The sequence below is a fragment of the Stappia sp. genome, assembly GCF_040110915.1.
Classification (GTDB): Bacteria; Pseudomonadota; Alphaproteobacteria; order Rhizobiales; family Stappiaceae; genus Stappia.
Genome location: NZ_CP157793.1, coordinates 1,730,172 through 1,751,972, shown reverse-complemented (window position 1 = coordinate 1,751,972; position 21,801 = coordinate 1,730,172). Strand labels below are relative to the sequence as shown.

18 protein-coding genes are annotated in these 21,801 nt (G+C 68.2%); 10 read left to right on the top strand and 8 right to left on the bottom strand.

The features are described 5' to 3' along the window. Positions 1-22: 22 nt before the first annotated feature. From nuoN to ABL312_RS07640, 5 genes are all read left to right on the top strand, one after another. The gene (nuoN, locus tag ABL312_RS07660; protein ID WP_349360794.1) at positions 23-1,477 is read left to right on the top strand and encodes an NADH-quinone oxidoreductase subunit NuoN; all 1,455 of its coding nucleotides are present in this window, start codon (positions 23-25) and stop codon (positions 1,475-1,477) included. A gap of 23 nt (positions 1,478-1,500) precedes the next feature. Continuing rightward, positions 1,501-2,256: a biotin--[acetyl-CoA-carboxylase] ligase gene (locus ABL312_RS07655; protein WP_349360793.1), complete on the top strand. Its 756-nt coding sequence runs from the start codon at positions 1,501-1,503 to the stop codon at positions 2,254-2,256. A 73-nt stretch (positions 2,257-2,329) separates the two neighbouring features. Continuing rightward, positions 2,330-3,997, top strand: a complete 1,668-nt coding sequence (locus ABL312_RS07650; protein ID WP_349360792.1) for a ribonuclease J — start codon at positions 2,330-2,332, stop codon at positions 3,995-3,997. A gap of 164 nt (positions 3,998-4,161) precedes the next feature. Continuing rightward, positions 4,162-4,566, top strand: a complete 405-nt coding sequence (gene mce, locus ABL312_RS07645; RefSeq protein ID WP_349360791.1) for a methylmalonyl-CoA epimerase — start codon at positions 4,162-4,164, stop codon at positions 4,564-4,566. Positions 4,567-4,782: 216 nt separating this feature from the next. After that, positions 4,783-5,049, top strand: a complete 267-nt coding sequence (locus ABL312_RS07640; protein WP_349360790.1) for a DUF1467 family protein — start codon at positions 4,783-4,785, stop codon at positions 5,047-5,049. A gap of 6 nt (positions 5,050-5,055) precedes the next feature. Here ABL312_RS07640 and ABL312_RS07635 read toward each other — a convergent pair whose 3' ends face one another. The 8 genes from ABL312_RS07635 to ABL312_RS07600 form a co-directional block, all read right to left on the bottom strand. After that, entirely contained in the window at positions 5,056-5,988 is a 933-nt protein-coding gene (locus ABL312_RS07635; RefSeq protein ID WP_349360789.1) for a hydroxyacid dehydrogenase, read from the bottom strand. Positions 5,989-6,016: 28 nt separating this feature from the next. Further along, on the bottom strand, positions 6,017-7,120 hold the full coding sequence (locus ABL312_RS07630) for a Gfo/Idh/MocA family oxidoreductase (protein WP_349360788.1): 1,104 nt from the start codon (positions 7,118-7,120) through the stop codon (positions 6,017-6,019). Then, positions 7,117-8,535 (bottom strand): hypothetical protein, encoded by a 1,419-nt coding sequence (locus ABL312_RS07625; RefSeq protein ID WP_349360787.1) that lies wholly within the window; start codon positions 8,533-8,535, stop codon positions 7,117-7,119. The genes ABL312_RS07630 and ABL312_RS07625 overlap by 4 nt, the downstream gene beginning before the upstream one ends. Continuing rightward, the gene (locus ABL312_RS07620; protein WP_349360786.1) at positions 8,532-9,608 is read right to left on the bottom strand and encodes a tagatose 1,6-diphosphate aldolase; all 1,077 of its coding nucleotides are present in this window, start codon (positions 9,606-9,608) and stop codon (positions 8,532-8,534) included. Before ABL312_RS07620 ends, ABL312_RS07625 begins: the two co-directional genes overlap by 4 nt. Next, positions 9,608-10,513: a PfkB family carbohydrate kinase gene (locus ABL312_RS07615; RefSeq protein WP_349360785.1), complete on the bottom strand. Its 906-nt coding sequence runs from the start codon at positions 10,511-10,513 to the stop codon at positions 9,608-9,610. Before ABL312_RS07615 ends, ABL312_RS07620 begins: the two co-directional genes overlap by 1 nt. Positions 10,514-10,777: 264 nt before the next feature. Continuing rightward, on the bottom strand, positions 10,778-11,854 hold the full coding sequence (gene dctP, locus ABL312_RS07610) for a TRAP transporter substrate-binding protein DctP (RefSeq protein ID WP_374730186.1): 1,077 nt from the start codon (positions 11,852-11,854) through the stop codon (positions 10,778-10,780). A 70-nt stretch (positions 11,855-11,924) separates the two neighbouring features. Next, positions 11,925-13,211: a TRAP transporter large permease gene (locus ABL312_RS07605; protein ID WP_349360784.1), complete on the bottom strand. Its 1,287-nt coding sequence runs from the start codon at positions 13,209-13,211 to the stop codon at positions 11,925-11,927. A 6-nt stretch (positions 13,212-13,217) separates the two neighbouring features. Further along, the gene (locus ABL312_RS07600) at positions 13,218-13,769 is read right to left on the bottom strand and encodes a TRAP transporter small permease subunit (RefSeq protein WP_349360783.1); all 552 of its coding nucleotides are present in this window, start codon (positions 13,767-13,769) and stop codon (positions 13,218-13,220) included. A gap of 473 nt (positions 13,770-14,242) precedes the next feature. Here ABL312_RS07600 and ABL312_RS07595 point away from each other — a divergent pair, with 473 nt between their 5' ends. The 5 genes from ABL312_RS07595 to ABL312_RS07575 all read left to right on the top strand — a co-directional run bounded on the left by ABL312_RS07595 (position 14,243) and on the right by ABL312_RS07575 (position 21,614). Next, positions 14,243-14,905: a protein-L-isoaspartate O-methyltransferase gene (locus tag ABL312_RS07595; protein WP_349360782.1), complete on the top strand. Its 663-nt coding sequence runs from the start codon at positions 14,243-14,245 to the stop codon at positions 14,903-14,905. 624 nt (positions 14,906-15,529) lie between these two features. After that, positions 15,530-16,855: a TolC family outer membrane protein gene (locus ABL312_RS07590; RefSeq protein ID WP_349360781.1), complete on the top strand. Its 1,326-nt coding sequence runs from the start codon at positions 15,530-15,532 to the stop codon at positions 16,853-16,855. A 544-nt stretch (positions 16,856-17,399) separates the two neighbouring features. Next, positions 17,400-18,008, top strand: a complete 609-nt coding sequence (locus ABL312_RS07585) for a DUF2497 domain-containing protein (RefSeq protein WP_349360780.1) — start codon at positions 17,400-17,402, stop codon at positions 18,006-18,008. Between the two features lie 167 nt (positions 18,009-18,175). Continuing rightward, on the top strand, positions 18,176-21,028 hold the full coding sequence (locus tag ABL312_RS07580; protein ID WP_349360779.1) for a valine--tRNA ligase: 2,853 nt from the start codon (positions 18,176-18,178) through the stop codon (positions 21,026-21,028). Between the two features lie 37 nt (positions 21,029-21,065). Next, positions 21,066-21,614, top strand: a complete 549-nt coding sequence (locus ABL312_RS07575) for a DUF2155 domain-containing protein (protein WP_349360778.1) — start codon at positions 21,066-21,068, stop codon at positions 21,612-21,614. Positions 21,615-21,801: the final 187 nt, after the last annotated feature.

Genomic DNA, 21,801 nt, shown 5'->3' with positions numbered 1-21,801 from the left:
CGGGGCGAGGACGAGACTGACAATGACTGATTACAATCAGCTGCCCGACCTCTCGCCGGCCTTGCCGGAGCTCTTTCTCGCCGGCGGGGCGCTGGCGCTCCTGCTGCTGGGCGTCTTCGGCGGGCGCAAGGCCGTGCCTTACGTTACCGCGCTCTCGGTGGCGCTCCTGGCCGTGGCGGCCCTGCCGCTGCTGCTTCCGGCGCAATTCGGCATCGTGGAGGAGACCACCTTCCACGGCGCCTTCGTGCTGGACGGCTTCGCGCGCTACCTCAAGCTGCTGACGCTGGTCGGCTCGGGTTTCGCCATCGCCATGTCGGTGGCCTTCGCCCGCAACGAGAATTTCGAGCATTTCGAGTATCCGGTGCTGATCGTGCTGGCGACGCTCGGCATGCTGCTGATGCTCTCGGCGAACGACCTCATCACGCTCTATCTTGGGCTGGAGCTGCAGTCGCTGGCGCTCTACGTCATCGCCGCCTTCAATCGCGACAGCATCCGCTCCACGGAAGCGGGCCTGAAGTACTTCGTGCTGGGCGCGGTGTCGTCCGGCATGCTGCTTTACGGCATGTCGCTGGTCTACGGCTTCACCGGCCAGACCGGCTTCGGCCCGATCGCCGAGGCGATCACGGCGCATGGCGGCTCGTCGCTCGGGCTCGTGTTCGGCCTGGTGTTCATCCTCGCCGGCATTGCCTTCAAGATCTCGGCCGTGCCGTTCCACATGTGGACGCCGGACGTCTACGAGGGCGCGCCGACGCCGGTCACCGCCTTTTTCGCGGCGGCGCCGAAGATCGCGGCCATGGGCATGCTGACGCGCATCGTGATCGACGCCTTCGAGCCGGTGACGCACGACTGGCAGCAGATCATCGTCTTCGTGTCGATCGCCTCCATGGCGCTCGGGGCCTTCGCCGCCATCGGCCAGTCGAATATCAAGCGGCTGATGGCCTATTCCTCCATAGGCCACATGGGCTTTGCGCTGGTCGGACTTGCCGCCGGCACTCAGGCGGGCGTCGAAGGCGTCATGATCTACATGACCGCCTATCTCGCCATGACGCTCGGCGCCTTCGCCTGCATTCTCTCGATGCGGCGGAAGGAGGGCATGGTCGAGGAGATTTCCGATCTCGCCGGTCTGGCGCGGAACAACCTGCCGATGGCGGTGTTCCTCGGCATCATCCTGTTCTCACTCGCCGGCATTCCGCCCTTCGTCGGCTTCTTCGCGAAGTTCTACGTGTTCCTGGCGGCGGTCGAGGCGGGGCTCTATCCGCTGGCGATCATCGGTGTGCTGACGTCCGTCGTGGGCGCCTACTATTACCTGCGCATCGTCAAGGTGATGTTCTTCGACGATCCGGCGCGCGGCTTCCTGCCGATGCCGGTCGAGCTGAAGTTCACCCTCGGTCTGTCGACCGCCTTCGTGCTGCTCTTCGTCGTCTTCGCCGGGCCGGTGGTTGAGATGGCCGGCAGCGCCGCCGGGACGTTGTTCTGAGACCGCTCGCGTTCGACGGCCGGGTGCGGGACGCCGACGCCGCCCCCGGCTTTCGCGTCCTCGCGCTCGACGCGGTCGGCTCGACCAATGTCGAAGCCCTGGCCCGGGCCGAGGCCGGCGATCCCGGAAACCTCTGGGTCGTGGGCAAGCGGCAGACCGCCGGTCGGGGGCGGCGGGCGCGACCCTGGGTGTCCGAGCCCGGCAATCTTTACGCCTCCCTGCTCTTGATCGATCCGGCTCCGGCGGAGCGTCTGGGCCAGCTTCCGCTGGTCGCCGCGCTTGCGCTGGCCGAGGCGGTCGACCATATGTGCGGGACCTATCGGCTCGCGGGGCTCAAGTGGCCGAATGACCTGCTGGTCGACGGGGCCAAGATTTCCGGCATTCTCCTTGAGGCGACGACGCTCGGCGACGGGCGTCGCGCGGTCGTCTGCGGGTTCGGGCTCAACCTTGCGCATCACCCCGACCTTGACGACTATGCGGCGGTCTCGCTCGCGGGGCTCGGCTATGCCGTTTCGGTCGAGCGTGCGCTGGCGGACCTGAGCGCGAGCCTTGCCGACCTGCTGGACCGATGGAGCGCCGGCGCCTTCGCGGAACTCCGGTCCGCCTGGCTTGCCCGCGCGGTCGGGGTCGGGCAGCCGATCACGGTGCGTTTCGAAACCGGCGCGCGCGCCGGGCGCTTCGCCGGACTGGACGCGGACGGGCGTCTTCTCTTGCGTCGCGACGACGGGACGGTCGAGCCGATCTCGGCCGGCGACGTGTTCTTTTCCGGATCCGGTTGACGCGACCCGCGCGGCGGCGTCGCGATGCCGGACGATGCCGCTCGCGGGCGGCGTCCGAATGAAGGAGTACTCTATGGCGAGCGAATCCGAGCTCGTATTCGTCGCGCTTGGCGGTCTCGGCGAGATCGGCATGAACATGGCGCTGTACGGTTATGGTCCGGCCAAGGACCGCCGCTGGCTGATGGTCGATTGCGGCGTGACCTTCGCCGGGCCGGATCTGCCGGGCGTCGACATCGTCGTGCCGGACACGCGCTTCATCGAGGAGGAGCGCGGGCGGCTCGAGGGCATCGTCATCACCCACGCGCATGAAGACCACTACGGGGCGCTCGTGCATCTGTGGTCGCGCTTCGAGGCGCCGCTCTACATGACGCCCTTCACCGCCGGGCTTCTGGCGGCCAAGGTCGAGAGCGAGCCCGGCGTCGACAAGATCCCGGTCGAGGTGGTGGACCAGGGCGCGCGTTTCGCGCTGGGGCCCTTCGACCTGGAACTCGTCGCCATGTCGCATTCGATCCCCGAGCCCTGCGCGCTTGCAATCCGCACGCCGGCGGGCACCGTGGTGCATTCCGGCGACTGGAAGATCGACCCGACGCCCGGCATCGGGAAACCCATCGACATCGAGCGTCTGGCGGAGATCGGACGCGAGGGGGTGCGGGCGCTCATCTGCGATTCCACCAATGCGGTGCGCGACGGCGTCAGCCCCAGCGAGATGGATGTCGCGGCCGAGCTTGCGACCGTCATCAAGTCCGCAAAGCGCCGCGTCGCGGTGACGACCTTCGCGTCCAACGTGGCGCGCATCCGCTCCGTGGCGCTCGCCGCGAAGGCCGCGGATCGCGATGTCGTGGTGATGGGCCGGTCGATGTTCCGCGCCACCGAAGTGGCGAGCGAACTGGGCTACATGGACGATCTGCCGGCCTTCCTGACGGAGGAGGCCTATGGCTATCTGCCGCCGGAAAAGGTGGTTCTGCTGCTGACCGGCAGCCAGGGCGAGGAGCGGGCCGCGCTGGCGCGCATCGCCGCCGGCGATCATCGCAACGTGGCGCTGTCGAAGGGGGACATGGTCATCTTCTCCTCGCGCACCATCCCCGGCAACGAGAAGGCGGTGAACGCCATCGTCAACCGGCTGGCCGAGCAGCAGGTCGACATCGTCACCGACCGCGACGCGCTGGTGCATGTCTCCGGCCACCCGCGCCGGGGCGAGCTCACGCAGCTCTACGATCTGCTCAAGCCGCAGGCGCTGATCCCCGCCCATGGCGAGGCCCTGCACCTCAAGGCGCATCGCGACCTGGCCCGCGACCACGGCATTCGCGAGACGGTGATCGCGCGCAACGGCGATGTGGTCCGGCTTGCGCCGGGGAAGCTCGATATCGTCGACGAGGTGCCGGTCGGGATCGCGGTCAAGGACGGCTTGATCTACGGCGATCCGGAGGAAACCGGCGTTCAGGAGCGGCGCAAGCTCTCCTTTGCCGGTGCCATCGTGGTCACGGTCACGATGGATGCCAAGGGCGGTCTCATCGGCGAGCCGCAGGCGGCGCTCTTCGGGCTGCCGGAGGTGGACGAGGAGGGTGACGACATGGAAGACATCGTCATCGACGAGGTGATTGCCGCGCTGGAGAGCATTCCGAAGAACCGGCGCAAGAACGCGGATCTGGTGGCCGAGGCCGCCCGCCGGGCCGCGCGCGCCGCCGTGCGCGAGTGCTGGGGCAAGAAGCCGCTGACACAGGCGCTCGTGACGGTCGTGTGACCATTTGCGACAGGCCCGCGCGCGGTTCAGAACTGGCGCGCGGGGCGCGGATTTGGCAATTTTGCAGCGCAGCGCTTTGCAGGACACCATTTGGTGTGCTGCATGACATTGGATGTCGACGCGGGATGTCGACGCGGGATGTAGACGAGGGGAGGAGAACGACGATGATCGGACGTTTGAACCATGTGGCGATTGCCGTGCCGGATCTGGAGGCGGCGACCGCCATGTATCGCGACACGCTCGGCGCGAAGGTTTCCCAGCCGCAGCCCGAGCCCGATCACGGCGTGACCGTCGTCTTCATCGAGCTTCCCAACACCAAGGTGGAACTGCTCGAGCCGCTCGGCGAGAACTCGCCGATCACCGCCTTTCTGGAGCGCAGCCCGTCGGGCGGCATTCACCACGTATGCTATGAGGTCGAGGACATTCTGGCGGCCCGCGACCAGCTTCAGGAGAAGGGCGCGCGCGTCCTTGGCTCCGGCGAGCCGAAGATCGGCGCGCACGGCAAGCCGGTGCTGTTCCTGCATCCGAAGGACTTCAACGGCACGCTGGTGGAACTGGAGCAGGTCTGACGCGGGAGGGCCGCACGAGGGCCCCGATCCGGGCCGCGCGCTTGACAGGCGCACCTCCGCGTCCCAAATCGCGGCTGGAGCGGGGCGTTCCCACGTTCCGAATATCCCGGTCGGAAGGGTGTCCTGAACGGGATCGACCTCTCGCCGGAGCCCCTCAGAGCCGCCCAGAGCCCCCAAGACACTCCCCCAGGACCCTCAGATCACAAGGCCGCGCCCGTGTCCCTCGTTTCCGCCTTCGCCATCTTCTTCATCATGTGGTGGATCATCCTCTTCGCGATCCTGCCGATCGGCGTGGTCACGCAAGAGGAAAGCGGCACCGTGACGGAAGGCACGGAGTCGAGCGCGCCGGTGCGCCCACATCTGCTCAAGAAAGCGCTGCTGACCACGCTGATCGCGGCCGTGTGCTTCGCCGCCTTCTATTGGCTGCGCGTGCATTCCGGCATCACGCTCGACGACCTGCCGTTCAAGCCGCCGAGCGCCTGAGCGAGGTTATCCGACGAGCGCCACCGCGACCTTTTCGGCAATCAACGCACTGACGCGCACATTCGATTCGCCCGTCACGCCGGCGATATGCGGCGTCAGGATCACGTTCTCCAGCCCCTCGAACAATGCGCCGGCCTCGGCCGTCAGCGGTTCGGTCTCGAAGACATCGAGCGCCGCGCCGCCGAGGTGGCCTCGTCGGAGGGCTTCGGCAAGCGCCGCGTCGTCCACCACGCCGCCCCGCGCCGTGTTGATGAGGATCGCGCCCGCGTTCATCGTCGCAAGCCGCGCTTCATCGAACAGGTGGCGCGTCGCCTCGGTGAGCGGGATATGCAGGCTCACGACATCGGCCCGCGCGCAGAGATCGTCGAGCGCGACCGGCTCCGTCGTGCCCCAGACGGAATCGTCTTCGGGCAGATGCGGATCATGGGCGATGACGCGCATGCCGAGTGCGGTGGCGCGGGCCGCGACCTCGCGCGCGATGCCGCCATATCCGACGAGCCCGAGCGTGCGCCCGGCGATTTCGCCGCCGATCAGGCTGTTGCGCGGCCAAGCGCCCGCGATCATCGCCGCGCGCCGGTCGAAGGCGCCGCGCACCAGCAGGAGCGTTGCGGCGATCACATATTCGGCGACGGCCGCCGCATTGGCGCCGGTCGCCGGGATCACCTCGATGCCGCGGGTCGCACAAGCCTCAAGGTCGATGTTGTCGAGCCCGACGCCGAGCCGGCCCACGACCGTGAGATCGGCCGCCGCCTCCAGCAGGGCCCCGCGCACCTGAGTGCGATTGCGCACGATCAGCGCGCGCGCCCCGGCGAGCGCCTGCGCGAGGCGGGCGGGATCGTCCACCAGCGTCGGATCGTAGAGGGTGGACTGCACACGGGAGAGGCTTTCGACGGCGGCCTCGTCCATGAATTCGCAAATGACGATGTCGGGCGCGGTCATGGCTTGCCTCGCGGGTGGGAAGGGGTGGTCACAGGCCGACCTCGGCGAGGTCGACGGGGCGTTTTTCGGCCGCCGAGCGTTCCGCCGCCAGGCCGATGGCGACGGCGCGGTAGCCGTCCTCCAGCGTCACCTCCGGCGTGCCCGACCCGCGACGGATCAGCGCGGCGAAGCGCTGGTGCTGGAAAAAGGTGGAGCCGTGATGGTCGCCGGCATGGAGGATCGCCGGATCGACCTCGATGGTCTGCGTCGTCACGCCCTTGGGCGCGCGCGGCGCGTGGACGAGTTCGGACGCGCGTTCGAGGCCGCCCGGCCAGAAGCGCGCCGGGCCGGGCACCCGCGCCTCGAGCTGGCCCGCGTCGCCGGTGGCGGTGATTTCCTCCTGAAACCAGCGGCCTTCCGCGAACATGCAGAGATCGAGGCAGGCGCGCACGCCATTGGCGAACTCGACGATCACAAAGGCATTGTCGAGCATGTCCCAGGCGGTTTCCGGCATCGCGGGATCGGCCTTGCCGTTCACGTCGTGGCCGCCCGAGGCATAGACGCGCAGCGGTTCGGACTGCGCGATCAGCCGCATCAGGTCGAAGAAATGGCAGCATTTCTCCACCAGCGTGCCGCCGGAGGTCGCGGCCTGCCGGTTCCAGCCGCCGACCTTGTTGAGGAAGGGAAAGCGGTGCTCGCGAATCGACAGCATGCGCAAGCGCCCGATGCGGTCCTCGCGCAGACCTTCGATCAGGCGCGCCACCGGCGGCATGTAGCGGTATTCCATCGCGACCCAGACCGGCGCGCGGCGCGTTTCGGCGCTTGCCAGCGTGCGCCGGCAGTCCTCCAGCGTCGTGCACAGCGGCTTTTCCACCAGCAGCGGCGTGTCGGTCGTCAGCAGGTCGTCGAGCAGCGGGGCGTGCAGGTGGTTCGGGGCGGCGATGACATAGGCATCGGCCAAATCCGCGCCGATCAACTCCTTGGGGTCGGAAAACGCGCGGCAACCCGCGCCGGCAAGCGTCTGGGCCTTGGCCCGCATGCCCGGATCGGGGTCGCACACGGCCGTGACGGTCGCATCCTCCAGAAGCGCGATGTTGCGGATGTGCTCCTGGCCCATCATGCCGGAGCCGACGATGGCGTAGCGCAGGGTCATGAGGGTCGATCCGGAACGCGCAGGACGGGAAGGGCGAGGGCGTCGGCGGCGCGCTCCAACGCCTCGGCGTAATCGCCGTAGACGAGCGCCATGTGGTGCTCCAGCCCGGCGTCGAGGATCGTGCGCATGATCTCCTGCGCCGGCGCATCGAAGCGCAGCACGCCCGAGGTGCCGGTGAAGGCCTTGTCGCGCTTGAGCATTTCGCCCGTGATCACGACCATCTGGAGCCGCCCGCGCGCACGGCTGAGGCGGGCGAGGGTGACGCGGCCCGCCTTCAGCGGAAACTCGAAGAGAAGCGGCATCTTGCGGTTGGAGTGTACCGTCGCCTCGATGGCGACCTCCGGGTCGGCCATCACGCGCGGCGCCTGGCCGCAGTGCCAGACGACGCCCGTGCCGCTGTCTTTACCGTCGCCCGTGTCGATGTCGACGAGATCGACGAGGAAGGTCGGCGCGTCGGCAATCTCCTGCAGCAGCAGGCTCGTCAGTGCGCCATGGACGTCCGCCTCGCAGGCACACGGGATGCGCGCCTCGCCCATCAGCGCGACGGGACCGCAAACCGCGCCGCCATACTCGGTGAAGCACTCCGGCCAGCAGCGCACCGCGAAGGCATTGTAGCCGCCCTCCGACGTGAGCCGGTCGAGCGCGCCCTTGAGGCGCAGGGAGCGGTCGAGCTCGCTGGGATCGACCGCGTCGAGCGCCTGCGTGGTCGTCGCGAGCTCCGTCTTCAGCGCGGCGGAGGCGTCGGCCGGCGCGGCCCTGGCGGTGTCGAACAGGGCGTCGAGCTCGAGGGCCGCGACGGAGACGCCGGCGACGCGCTCGATTTCGGGCGCGTCGTAGGCGCAGGTGTCGAAGCCGTCCGGATGCGCGCCAAGGCGGGCGATGCGCTTGCCCTTGAGTTTGGCGACCGCGCGCCGCGCGGCCGCGTCGGCCGTGTCGCGCGCCGCGCGCAAGGGGACCGGCGCGGTGCGCGCCGCGCCGGCGAGAAGCGCCTCGAGACGTGCCGGAGAGCCCGTTGAGCCGGGCGCGTGAAAACTCCAGGAAAAGGCGATGTCGCGCAGGCCCAGCGCATGACCGGCGAGATTGAGCCCGCAGAAGGCGTTGAGCCGCAGGCGACCGCCGAGGCGCGGCTCGGGAAAGGCCCAGATGGCGAGCGACGCGTCGGTCGTCTCCGCGATTTCGGCAATCATGCCCGCATCGGTGAAGGTGACCTGCAGCACGAGCACGAGATCGGGCCGGGCGGCGCGCACCTCATCCAGCGCGGCGCGGGTCGCCTCGGTATCGAAGAGGAGTTCGCGCGCCCCAACAAGGTCGTGGCCGGTCGCCTCCAGATCGGCGAGCGCGCGGGTCAGGCACTCCTGCGCGAAGTCGACGTCGAAGGTCGCGCGCGCCAGCGGCAGCAGCCCGATCGTCGTCATGGCGTGCCTCCGAAATCCGGGTAGACGTGCCGCAGGCTGGCATCCGCCGGCGTGAGCCGGGCGCCGTCGGGTCCGAAGGCGGGATGGGCGAGGAAGGGTATGGCCCGCGCGTCCGTCAGCGCGTTGAGGTCGCGCATGTAGGGAACGGAGTCGGTCTTCAGCCCGGCGCGCATGGCCTCCCAGTCGGGGAAGGCGCGAAAGGCGTCGAGCCAGATCGCGCGACCCGCAAGATAACCCGACGCGCCGGCGGCATAGGCATGGGTGAGGATCTTGCGGAAGGCGTCCTTGCCCGCACCCGCCGACAGCATCACCCAGGGCCGGCCGGCGAGCCGCCCGAGGTCGTCGAAGAGGGCCTGCACCTCGCCGGCGGTCTCGGCGGTCTCGTCGTCGGTGCCGGGCACGGCGTCGGCCGGGACGGGGCTTTCGAGCTTGAAGAGGTCGACGCCATAGTCGGGTGCGGCGAAGGTCTCGACCGATTGCAGCACGTGATCGGCGCGCTTGCTCGCCATCTCCACGTAGTCGCGGGTCTGTTCCGCGTCGCTCGCCAGCGGATAGACGAGAAGCTCGAAGACGAAGGGAATGTCGAAGCGCGCGCAGGCCGCGCCGATGCGCTGGACGTAGTCCTTCTGCGCCGCGACGACGGAGGCGTCGGCATCCGGGCGATACCAGGCGAGCACCTTCACCGCGTCTCCGCCGATGCGCTTGATCTTTTCCACCGACCAGTCGTCGATATCGGACGACAGCCGCCCGCCGTGCGTTTCGGTGAAGAGCGAATCCTCCAGCGTCAGGATCAGACCCTTGGCGGGATCGAACGCAGAGACTGCATGCGGATAGGCGAAATGCGGATCGAGCAGCAGCGCGCTGCTCTCGCCCTGAAGTTCCTCCACCAGAAGCCGCTTGAAGCCGGCGACATCCGCCCAGGGCGCTTCGTCCGTGCCGTAATGCGCCTTGATCGGGGTCTTGATCGGCGGGCGCTGGTCGACGGCGGTCATCTTGAACCGGCCTGAGGCATCGGCGAGGCGGCGCAGGCCCCAGAGCTTGCCGGGCGTCAGGGACAGGGGGGCGGCTGGCATCAGGGGATCTCCTCGGCAAGCAATGTGTCGACGTCGGCGCGGGTCGGAACGCCGGCCCGGCCGCCGAAGCGGGTGCATTTGAGCGCAGCGGCGGCGTTTGCGAAGCGGATCGCGGTGGCTTCGTCGGCACCTTCGGCAAGGCGCAATGCGAAGGCGCCGTGCCAGACGTCGCCGGCGCCCAGCGTGTCGACGGCGTCCACGCGCGGGGCGGGGTGGTGGGTGGCCGGGGCGCCGGCGCGGCTTGCATGGGTGCCGTCCGCGCCATCCGTCACGCAGACGAAGCCGCCGTGGCGCGCGGCGACCCGTTGCACAAGCGAGGGAAGCGGGCCGTCGCCGGCGAAGTCGCGCAGTCCGGGGGCCGAAAAGGCAACGTGGCTCGCCGCCTCGATCGCCGCCTCGGACCCGGCGTCGAGCGGCGTCTCCGCATCCAGCACCCCCGGCAGACCGGCCGCGCGCGCGCGTGCCAGCATCTCCGCCGCGCCCGGCGCCCAGCGATTGTCCGCAAGCACCGCCCCCACGCGGAGACGCGCGGGGTCTGGCAGCCAGTCGCGCGTCTGCGGCAGATCGGGATCGCGGTAGTTGACGATCATGCGCTCTCCGGCGGCATCCACGAAGACGGACGACAGGGAGGAGCGGTGCCCGGCAAAGCGCTGCACATGGGCACAATCGACGCCCCAGGCTTCAAGATCCGCGACGATGTCCGCGCCGGTCGCGTCGTCGCCGAGACGCGCGCCCAGCATCGCCGTTCCGCCGAGCCGCGCAATGGCGACGGCGGCCGTCGCGGCGCAGCCGCCGCCGACGCGCGTGAAATCGGTGGCGCGATATTTGCGCGCGGCCGTCGGCATGTCGGGCACGGCGAACACAAGGTCCAGCACGGCCACGCCGAGACAGAAAACGGAAGACATGAAACCCCTTGAAACCGACGGGAAACCCGAAGGGTCCGGTCGAAACGGCCCGAAAACGGCCCCCGAAACCGCCCGGGCACGGGCCTGCGTTGCAAATGTCTTATGTCTTATACAAGACTGGACTGCCGCCGACAAGGGCATGCGACCGCGCCAGGGAGGGCGCGCCTCGCGGGCAATCTCTTGTGAAAACAACCGCGGCCGCCGGACGGAAACCCGGCGGCCGCGTGTGTGGACGATGGGGCGATGGCGCGTTTGGCCGGCCGGTCAGTTGAGATCCTTGGCCATGCCCTCGTCGATTTCGGCTTCCGCCTTGGCGGCTTCCGCGACGAGCAGATCGTAGAACTTCTCGCCTTCGGCGATGTTCTCCTTGAACCAGTCGAAGACGGGCGCGGCCGCCTGGCGGAAGGCTTCCTTCTCCTCGGCGGTCGGCACATAGAGATCGCCGCCCGCCTCGACGAAGGCGTCATAGGCGGCGATGGACTTGCGCTTCGGCGAGGCGAAGGTCGCCTGCTGCAACTCGCGGAACCCGTCCATCACGACGCGGCGCAGCTCTTCGGGCATGGACATGAACTTTGCATTGTTCATCCACCACAGCGCGCCCATGTAGGCGTGGCCGTCGAGCGTCACGTATTTCAGGCCGGCGTCGGGGAACTTCATGCCCATGATGTCGGTGATGCCGTTCTTGGAGCCGTCGACGACCCCGGTCTGGAAGGAGGTGAAAAGCTCCGGCCAGGGGATCGGGGTGGGACTCGCGCCAAGCGCCTTGACGAGTTCCTGCGGCAGGTCGGCGACGACGGTGCGGATCTTCAGGCCTTCCATGTCGGCGGGGGTCTGGATGCGGCGCTGGGTGTTGGCGAAGTTGCGCCAGCCGCCGGTGTTGCCGATGGTCATCAGCCGGATCGTGCCGCCGCTGTCGGCGAGCGCCTGGGCGCGCATCTCGCGCACGAAATCGCCGGAGAGCACGGCTTCCGCCACCCGGTCGTCGCGCAGGAGATAGGGCAGGTCCAGCACCTGCACGTATGGAAAGGCGCCGGCCGCGCCGCCCGAGGTCGAGATGTAGATGTCGATCTCGCCCGAGGCCACGCCCTGCAGGCATTCCGCGCCCTTGGAGCACAGCTGCGTGCCGATGAAGAGCTCCACCGCAATCGCGCCGTTGGAGCGGCTTTCCACGAAGTCCTTGAAGACGATGAGACCGTCGTAGTCCTCGTCGTTCTCGTTGGAATTGGCCGTGGCCCGCAGCGTGTAGTCGGCGGCCTGAACGGCCGTTGCCATGCCGCCGGCCATGACGACGGCGCCGAGCGCCGCCGCCGCCGTGGTCTTCACGAAGTTCGATATGCGCATGCTCTCCTCCCAGGTTTCGATTTGGCGGGGCCGGGATACGCGCCCGGGCCCGTTTCGCTCCCGCAGGCCTTCAAGCGAAGCCGAAAAACCGCGGGATCGCCAGCGAAATCGCCGGCACATAGGTGATCAGGAAGATGACGAGCACCTCCACGGCGAGAAACGGCAGGATCGCCCTGGCGATGGTCTCGACCCGCTCACCGGAGACGCTCGAGGCGACGAAGAGCACCAGCCCCATGGGCGGCGTCGCGAGCCCGACCGTCAGGTTGACGCTCATGATCATCGCGAAATGGACGGGGTCGACCCCGAGGCCGACGAAGATCGGGCCGAGGATCGGGCCCAGGATGATGATCGCCGGACCGGCGTCCAGGAACATGCCGACGACGAACAGCAGCAGGTTGATCAGCAGCAGCAGAAGCAGCGGGTCGCTGGTCAGCGACAGCATGAACTCGGCCAGTTGCTCGGCGGCATAGCTGAGGCTCACCACCGTCTTGAAGGCCATCGCCGCGCCGACCAGCAAGAGCACCACCGCCGAGGTCATCGCCGCGCGCGTGAAGACCTTCGGCAGGTCGGAGGGTTTCAGCGTCTTGAGCACGAAGAGGCCGATGAACAGCGCATAGGCCGCCGCGACGGCGGAGGCCTCGGTCGGCGTGAAGGCGCCGCCGAGAATGCCGCCGAGAATGATCACCGGCGTCATCAGTGGAAAGAAGGCGGTGACGAGCGCCCGTCCGCGTTCGCCCCAGGTCGAGCGCTGGGACGCCGGCGGCAGATTGGCGCGGTTGGCCATCAAGGCGACCACCGACATGAGGCCGACGCCGACGAGGACGCCCGGCAGGATGCCGGCGAGAAACAGCGCGGCGACGCTCTCGCCCATCACATAGGCGTAGATGATCATGATGCCGGACGGCGGGATGATCGGCCCGATGACGGAGGAGGCGGCGGTGACGGCGGCGGCGAACTTGCGGGTGTAGCCCTGTTTCTCCATCGCCGGGATGAGCATGGAGCCGAGCGCGGACGTATCGGCGACGGCGGAGCCGGAGAGCCCGGCGAACAGCATGGACGACAGGATGTTCACCTGCGCCAGCCCGCCGCGCACATGGCCGATCAGCGCCTGGGAAAAGCGCACGAGGCGCAGCGTGATCCCGCCCCGGTTCATGGCCTCGCCGGCGAGCATGAAGAAGGGGATCGCCATCAGCGGGAAGCTGTCCACGCCGTTGTAGATGTTGCGGTAGAGCAGGGCGATGTCGCGTTCCATGCCCTCCACGAAGAGCATGATGCCAGGCGCCGCGAGCATGGCGAAGAACACCGGCATGCCGATCAGCAGGAACACCAGAAAGAGCGGCAGGAAGAGAACCAGCATGACCGCCTACTCGCTCGACAGGGCCGCGTCGGTGACGGGCTGCGGGAAATCCTCCGGGCGTCCGATCAGACGCCCGACTTCGCGCAGGGACAGCTCCAGGTTGACCGACAGCATCAGTCCGAAACACACCGACATGGCCAGATAGATCCAGGCGAGCTTGATCTTCAGACCCGTCGCGGTGAACAGGAAACCACTGCGGAAATGCGCCATCGCCTGGTTCAGAAGGATCCACAAGACGGCGGCGGCGAGGAGCAGAAGGATCAGGTTCAAGAGGCTCGACAGGCGGGCGGGAAGGAGATCCTTGAGCAGATCGATGGAGACGAAGCCGCCCCAGCGGTAGGCGCTCGGCGCGATCAGCGCCATCATCCAGATCATCATCGAGCGCGCGGCCTCTTCCGGCCAGGGCAGCGCATTGTTGAAGCCGTAGCGGAAAACGACCTGCAGCAGGATGACGACGACCATCACCACGAGCAGCAGCCAGGCGGCGGTGCGCGTCAGGCGCAGGACCGTCGCATTGATGTAACCGAGACCCTCGACACTCAGGCGTAGGATGCGCACGTGGTCGCTTCTCCCGCGTTCGCGCCGAAAGGCCCGGCCGGACGCTTGCAAGGGGCCGCAGTCCGCGCCCGTACGGAGCGCGCGTGAAGACAGTCTCGCTTGCGCGCTGGCGGGACGTCGCCCCGGGCAGGCGCGCGTGACGGAGGCGCGGAGACCGGCGGGAGAAACGGGCGCAATCCCGTCACCGCCGCGTGCATCCGCTCCATCCGACCCGCCGAAGTTAACACATAATATATCTTATACAAGACTTCCTGCGCGCGTGAGATGCGCGCGACGCAGCGTCGCGCAGCACCCGGGCGCTGCGGGCCGGGCGAGGCTTCGGGCAAACGCGGACGAGAGCGGCATGGCGGGACGCGCATCGCGTGCATTGCCGGCCTCGCCGTCGAATTTGCCCGTTCGGTGCCGCTTGTCAGGCGCGCCCGACACCGGTAAGGAACCGGGGAGTTCAACACCACATTTGAAAGAGGCGCGGGATGGGCGACTTCGAACGGGCTCGCATCCACATGGTCGACAATCAGTTGCGGACCAACGACGTCACCGATCACGACCTGCTCGATGCGATGGAGCGCATGCCGCGCGAGCGCTTCGTGCCGGCCTCGCGCCGGGCCGTGGCCTACAGCGATCAGGATATCCCGGTCGCAGTCGGCGAGGCGACCCGCTATCTGATGAAGCCGCATGTGCTGGCCAAGCTGATCCAGCTCGCGGAAGTGCGCGACGACGACGTCGTTCTGTGCGTGGGCTGCGCCACCGGTTACAGCGTTGCCGTGCTGTCGCAACTTGCCGCCTCCGTCGTCGGCGTGGAGACCGATGCGGCGAGTGTCGCGACCGCCTCGGAGCTGCTGGTCGATCTGGAGATCGAGAATGCCGCCATCGTGGAAGGCGATCTCGTCACCGGAGCGGCCTCGGAAGGGCCTTACGACGTCATCCTGATCGACGGCGCCATCGAGCAACTGCCCGAGGCGCTGAGCGCCCAGCTCAAGGACGGCGGGCGAATCGTTGCCATCGAGGGCACCGGCGGGGCGGGCGCCGCCCAGGTCTATGTGCGCTCCGGCGACGTGGTTTCGGCCCGCTTCGGCTTCAATGCCGCCGCACATCTCCTGCCGGGATTCGAAAAGGCCAAGACCTTCGTTTTCTGACCGGCTTTCGCCAGACCGCATAGGCCGTCCGCCACCGCCCGCCACCGCGCGCGAAGCGCTTGCAGGCGGGCGTCGCCTGCATGACGGATGATCGAAACGGCCGTGCGGCGTTCGCCCGCGGCCGTTTTTGCGTGGTCCGGCGCGCGTGTGTTGCCGGCAGGTCGCAGGGGGGCGACAAATGCGCGGCCGGGCGACCTGGCCGGTTGTAACCTCCCGACACCGCGATAAGAGTATGGACGCGGCAGTGGGATGCAGCGCGCCGGCACGAGTGCGCGCGTCCCATGCAGACCGCGCGCAGGCCGGGGTGGTCCCTCCAGGACGGGGGCCGTCGGACGGTCCTTGCGGAGGTCTCCACGCGGCGCCCGGATATGCGGGTCAGGAGCACGCGAAAGGGGGGCACGCGAGAGGGCGCACGCAAGAGACTGTGCGCCGCGCGGGTGCGATCCGGCGATGTCGAGAGGGCACGCCGGTGGCCGTCGGGGATGCAAGGTCGGGCCGCAGCGGTCCGGCGCAAACAGAGGTGGCGTATCCGTCGGCTTGCGGCCGGGCGGCGCGCGGTCAGCAGAGGTGCTCGACGTGAACCGGATTTCCATTTGGCTCGGCGCTTTGGTCGCGGTCGGGATCGTGACGGCACCTGCCGGCATGGCCAATGCCCAGTCGATCGACGATGCGCTGGCGCAAACCTATTCGGACAATCCGACGATCAATGCCGCGCGGGCGCAGCTGCGGTCGGTGAACGAGCGCGTTCCGCAGGCGCTGTCCGGCTGGCGTCCGCAGATCTTCGGCCGCTTCGACGTCGGTTCGCAGTACAACAACTCCGATCCCGGACGCGCGCGCTACAGCAACACCGCCTCCGCCGGGCTGTCGGTCACGCAGAACATCTTTCGCGGCTTTCAGACCGTGAACTCGGTGCGCCAGGCCGAGGCGATCGTGCGCTCGGAGCGCGAGAGCCTGCGCGCTACCGAGCAGACGATCCTGCAGCAGGCGGCCACCGCCTATATGGACGTGATCCAGAACACGGCCATCGTCTCGTTGCGGCGCAGCAGCCTCGAGTTCCTGAGCGAACAGGTGCGCGCGGCCGAGGACCGCTTCGAGGTGGGCGAGGGCACCCGCACCGACGTGTCGCAGGCGCGAGCCCGCTTCTCCGAGGCGCAGTCGGACCTCAATCTTGCGCTGGCCAACGTGAACACCAGTCGGGCGGTCTACCGCCAGCTCGTCGGCACCGATCCGAAGACGCTGTCGGCACGCACCCGCGTCTACGCCCGCCTGCCCAAGGGGCTGGACGCGGCGCTGTCGGCCGGCGCCTCCGATCACCCCTCGATCCAGTCCGCGCAGCATCTCGTCGACGCCGCGGTCTTCGCCGTTAAAACGACGGAGGGCGAGTTGCTGCCCACCGTGTCGCTCGAGGGCAATCTGCAGCGTCAGTGGAGCCCGCCAAGCGCGTCGGGCGTCGACACGCTCGATTCGGCCAGCATCTTCGGACGGGTGTCGATCCCGATCTATCAGGGCGGCGCGGTGTCCTCGCGCGTGCGGCAGGCCAAGGAGGACCTCGGCCAGACGCGCATCCAGCTCGATGTCGCGCGCGACCAGGTCCGTGCGTCCATCGTCTCGGCCTGGGGCCAGTATCAGGCGGCCGTGGCCTCGATCCAGGCGGCGCAGGATGCGGTATCCGCCAACCAGCTGGCGCTGGAAGGGGTGATCGAGGAACAGCGCGTCGGCCAGCGCACCACGCTCGATGTGCTCAACGCGCAGTTCGAGCTGGTCAACAGCCGGGTCAACCTGGTGACGGCGCAGCGCAACCGGACCGTCGCCGCCTATGCGCTGCTCGCCGCAACGGGCGCGCTCACCGCCGATCGCCTCGGCCTTGCGGTCGCCGCCTACGACAAGACGGCGCACTACAAGAAGGTCCGCAACAGCTGGTTCGGGCTGAGCACGCCGGACGGGCGCTGAGGCGCCGACGTCGTTTCCGCCGTGCTCCGGGCGCCCGCACAGCCCGGATTTGCCGAAAAACGCGGATTCTTGCGCTTGACAAAAGCGCATTGCCGGATTCGCCGGCGGATGGCGCTTTTCCGGTGGCTTGAGAACGCGTTATATTCAGACACGGTGAGTCGCGCGGTGCGCGAGGACCCTTTCGACGGTGTCGTGCCGGTCGCCTGGTGCCGTGCCGGACAGCCGGAACGGTGCGGTCTGCCGGGGTGGCGCGGTCGGAGAGGCACGATCGGAACGGCTCGGCAGCCGATGCCTTCTTCGGCACCGTATCCCGCTGCGGGGCACGGCGTGACGTGTCGTCGGGTGAGGTCAGGGCGCGTTTCGCGGCGGACGGTTGTCGCGGACCGGAGGGCTTGGGCCCGGATCCAGGCCGTCCGGGTCGACGCGGTCCGGACTTGCGCCGCCTGAACCGAAGTGGCTTTGGCCGCAGTAGAAGTGACTTGGGCCGCAGTAGTTGAGTACGGGGATCGAGATGGCAAACGCCAATCAAGCGCAGGAACCGTCCATGGAAGAGATCCTGGCGTCCATTCGCCGGATCATTTCCGACGAGGAGACGCCAGCGGCCGATGCAGCGACCGAGGTCGAGGCCGAGGACGATATGGCGGCGGCGATGGACGGCGGCGAGGAGATGTCGCAGGACGATCTCGACAAGCTGTTCGATTCCGATGGCGACATGGACGTGGCGGTCGCCGAACCCGAGCCGGAGCCGACGCCGGAACCTGAGCCGGAGCCCGAAGTCGATGCGGAGGCCGAGGCAGACGATGTTCTCGAGCTGACCGAGGATCTGGCGCTCGAGGAGCCGGCCGACGACATCGAACTCGTCGACGCCGCGCCGGAGCCCGAGCCGGCGCCGGTCGAACCGCCGAAAGCCGCGCGCAAGCCGGACCCCGAGCCGATCGGCGAGACGCTCCTGTCGTCGACGACGGACGAGGCCGTGCAGTCGGCCTTCAACAATCTCGCCGGGACCATCCTGTCCAACAACGCCCGCACGCTGGAGGATCTCGTCAAGGAGATGCTCCGGCCGATGCTCAAGACCTGGCTCGACGAGAACCTGCCGCCCATGGTGGAACGTCTCGTACGTCAGGAAATCGAGCGGGTGTCGCGCGGGCGATAGGTCGGAAGGCTCTTCCGCACAGCGCTTGTCAAAGCGTCGCCCGCCGGGCGGCGCTTTTTCGTTTGAGCGATGCGGCCGCCTTGATCTCGCCCGCTTTCCGGCGACGGTTGACTTGTCGCCGTGCATCCGAGTAACCACGCGATCAGTTTCACGACCTGAGAAAAATCATGCTCGACAAGACTTACGATGCCAGCGCTGTCGAACCCCGGATTGCCGGGATCTGGGACCAGGCCGAGGCCTTCCGCGCGGGAGCCGGGGCCACGCCGGGAGCGGCATCCTATGCGATCGTGATCCCGCCGCCCAATGTGACCGGCTCGCTGCACATGGGGCACGCGCTGAACAACACGCTGCAGGACATCCTGGTGCGCTTCGAGCGCATGCGCGGGCGCGACGTGCTGTGGCAACCGGGCATGGATCACGCAGGCATCGCCACGCAGATGGTCGTCGAGCGCAAGCTGGCGGAAAACGGCGAGCCGGACCGGCGCAGCATGGGGCGCGAGGCCTTCGTCGAGCGGGTGTGGCAGTGGAAGGGCGAGTCCGGGGGCATGATCCTCAACCAGCTGAAAAGGCTGGGGGCGTCCTGCGACTGGTCGCGCGAGCGCTTCACCATGGACGAGGGCCTGTCCGAGGCGGTTCTGGAGGTCTTCGTCTCGCTCTACCGCGAGGGGCTGATCTACAAGGACAAGCGGCTGGTCAACTGGGATCCGCGCTTTCACACCGCGATTTCCGATCTCGAGGTCGAACAGCGCGAGATCCAGGGCAATCTGTGGCACTTCCGCTATCCGATCGAGGGCGGGGCGACCTTCGAGGCGCCGGTCACCTGGGACGAGGATGGCAAACCCACCGCCTTCGAGACGCGCGACTACATCACCGTCGCGACGACGCGGCCCGAAACCATGCTCGGCGACACGGCCGTCGCGGTGAACCCGGAGGATCCGCGCTACAGGGATCTGATCGGCAAACATGTCATCCTGCCGCTGGTCGGCCGGCGCATTCCCATCGTCGCCGACGACTACGCCGATCCGGACGCCGGCTCGGGCGCGGTGAAGATCACGCCCGCGCATGACTTCAACGATTTCGAGGTGGGCCGGCGCCACGACCTGCCGATGATCTCGGTGCTCGACCGCGAGGCGCGCGTCACGCTCGCCGACAATGCCGAGTTCCTGGCAGGCGTTGCCGACAGCGCGGAGCTGCGCGCCACGATCGCCGCCTTCGAGGGGCTCGACCGTTTCGACGCGCGCAAGACGCTCGTCGCGACCATGGAGGAGAAGGGGCTTCTCGACCGGATCGAGGCGCATACCCACATGGTGCCGCACGGCGACCGGGGCGGGGTGCCCATCGAGCCGCTCCTGACCGACCAGTGGTATGTCGACGCCAAGACGCTGGCCAAGCCCGCCATCGAGAGCGTTCGGGAAGGCCGCACCAGCTTCGTGCCGGGCAATTGGGACAAGACCTATTACGAGTGGATGGAAAACATCCAGCCCTGGTGCATCTCGCGCCAGCTGTGGTGGGGCCACCGCATTCCCGCCTGGTACGGGCCCGACGGGCAGCTCTTCGTCGAACGCGACGAGGCGGCGGCGGTCGAGGCGGCGCGCGCCCATTACGGCAAGCCGGTCGAGGTCCGCGATCAGGAGGCGGCGCTGGCGCAGTGGGAAGAGACCGGCGGCGCGGCGGCCGGCACAATCGCGCTCTATCGCGACGAGGACGTGCTCGACACGTGGTTTTCCTCCGCGCTGTGGCCGTTCTCCACGCTGGGGTGGCCGGACAAGACGCCGGAACTGGCGAACTATTATCCCACCAGCGTGCTGGTCACCGGTTTCGACATCATCTTCTTCTGGGTCGCCCGGATGATGATGTTCGGCCTGCACTTCATGAAGACCGAACCCTTCTCGACCGTCTACATTCATGCGCTGGTCCGCGACGAAAAGGGCCAGAAGATGTCGAAGTCGAAGGGCAACGTCATCGATCCGCTGGCGCTCATCGACGAATATGGCGCGGATGCGCTGCGCTTCACGCTCGCCGCCATGGCCGCGCAGGGGCGCGACATCAAGCTGGCGACCAGCCGGGTCGCGGGCTACCGCAACTTCGTCACCAAGCTGTGGAACGCCGCGCGCTTCGTGGAGATGAACGGCGGCACGCGGCCGGAAGGTTTCGATCCGGCCGGCTGCAAGGAGACGGTCAACCGCTGGATCGTGACCGAGACCGGCCGCTGCATCTCGGAAGTCACCGAGGCGCTGGAGGCCTATCGCTTCAACGAGGCGGCGGGCGCGGCCTATCGCTTTGTGTGGAACACCTATTGCGACTGGTATCTGGAGCTCGCCAAGCCGATCTTTGCCGACGGTGGCGACGCGGCGAAGGCGGAGACCCGGGCGACCGCCGCCTGGGCGCTCGACGAGATCCTGAAGCTGCTGCATCCGTTCATGCCGTTCATGACCGAGGAACTGTGGGCCCGCACGGTCGAGGGCGAGGCGGGGGCATCCCGCGCTTCGATCCTGGCGCACACGCGCTGGCCTGTCTCCGTCGGCGGCGACGCGGACGCGGCGGCCGAGATCAACTGGCTCGTCGATCTGATCTCGGCGATCCGCTCGGTGCGCGCGGAGATGAACGTGCCCGCCGGCGCGAAGGTGCCGCTGGTCGTCACGGGGGCGAATGACGTCACGCGTGGCCGTCTGTCCGCCCATGAGGCGGCGATCCTGCGGCTGGCGCGCGCCGAAAGCGTGACGCTGGACGACACGCCGCCCTCGGGCGCGGTGCAGATCGTCAGCGACGAGGCCACCGTCTGCCTGCCGCTCGCCGGGGTGATCGATCTGGAGGCGGAGGCCGCGCGCCTTGCCAAGGAGACGGCCAAGCTGGAAGGCGAGATCGCGCGCATCGACAAGAAACTCTCCAACGAAGGGTTCCTGGCCAAGGCGCCGGAGGAAATCGTCGTGGCGGAGCGCGAGAAGCGTGCCGAGCTTGCCGAACGGCTGGGGCGTGTCGCCGAGGCGCGCAGCCGCATCGCGGATCTTTCGGCCGCGTGATCAGCGCCGCCCGGATTGAGGACAAGGCATGAGGCGAATGAGATCGACTGCGCCGCGCTGGATGCGGCATCGGGGACGCGGGGCGCTGGTGGCGACGCTTGCCGCCTGCGCGCTGTCCCTGACGGCGCCTCAGGCGGTCGCGGAAAAGATCGAAAACCCGGTCGCGGTCTTCTCGGGGCTCGACAAGATCACCGGCCGCATCATCACCTTCGACGTCTACATCGGCGAGACGGTGCAGTTCGGCGCGCTGCAGGTGACGCCGCGCGAGTGCAACACGCGCCCGCAGACGGAAACGCCGCAGACGACGGCCTTCGTCGAGGTGGACGAGATCACGCTGGAAAACCAGGTGCAGCGCATCTTCACCGGATGGATGTTCGCGGCGAGCCCCGGCCTGCATGCGGTGGAGCACGCCGTCTATGACGTGTGGCTGACCGACTGCAAGCAGTACTCCAACGTGCCGCCGCCGGACAATTACAGCGGCCCGCCGATCTCCGAACAGGCGGCCGCGGGCGAGGATCCGCTCGCCGGCACCGCGCCGGAACAGGGGCCGCAGGGCGTGCTGCCGCGCCTCAAGCCGCCGCAGTGATGTGTCGGTGACATTCGTGGCCACGCCCCGGCTAGGCACCGGTGCGTCTGACCCGGGCGTCATACCGGGCAAGCGTCGGCGCGACCCGGTATCGGGGAGCGGAAAGCTCCGCTTTTTCTGAGGAGCTTTTCACGCGCATTCTCTGCCTCGCCGATCCCGGGTCTCCGGCGCTTGCGTCCGGGAGGAG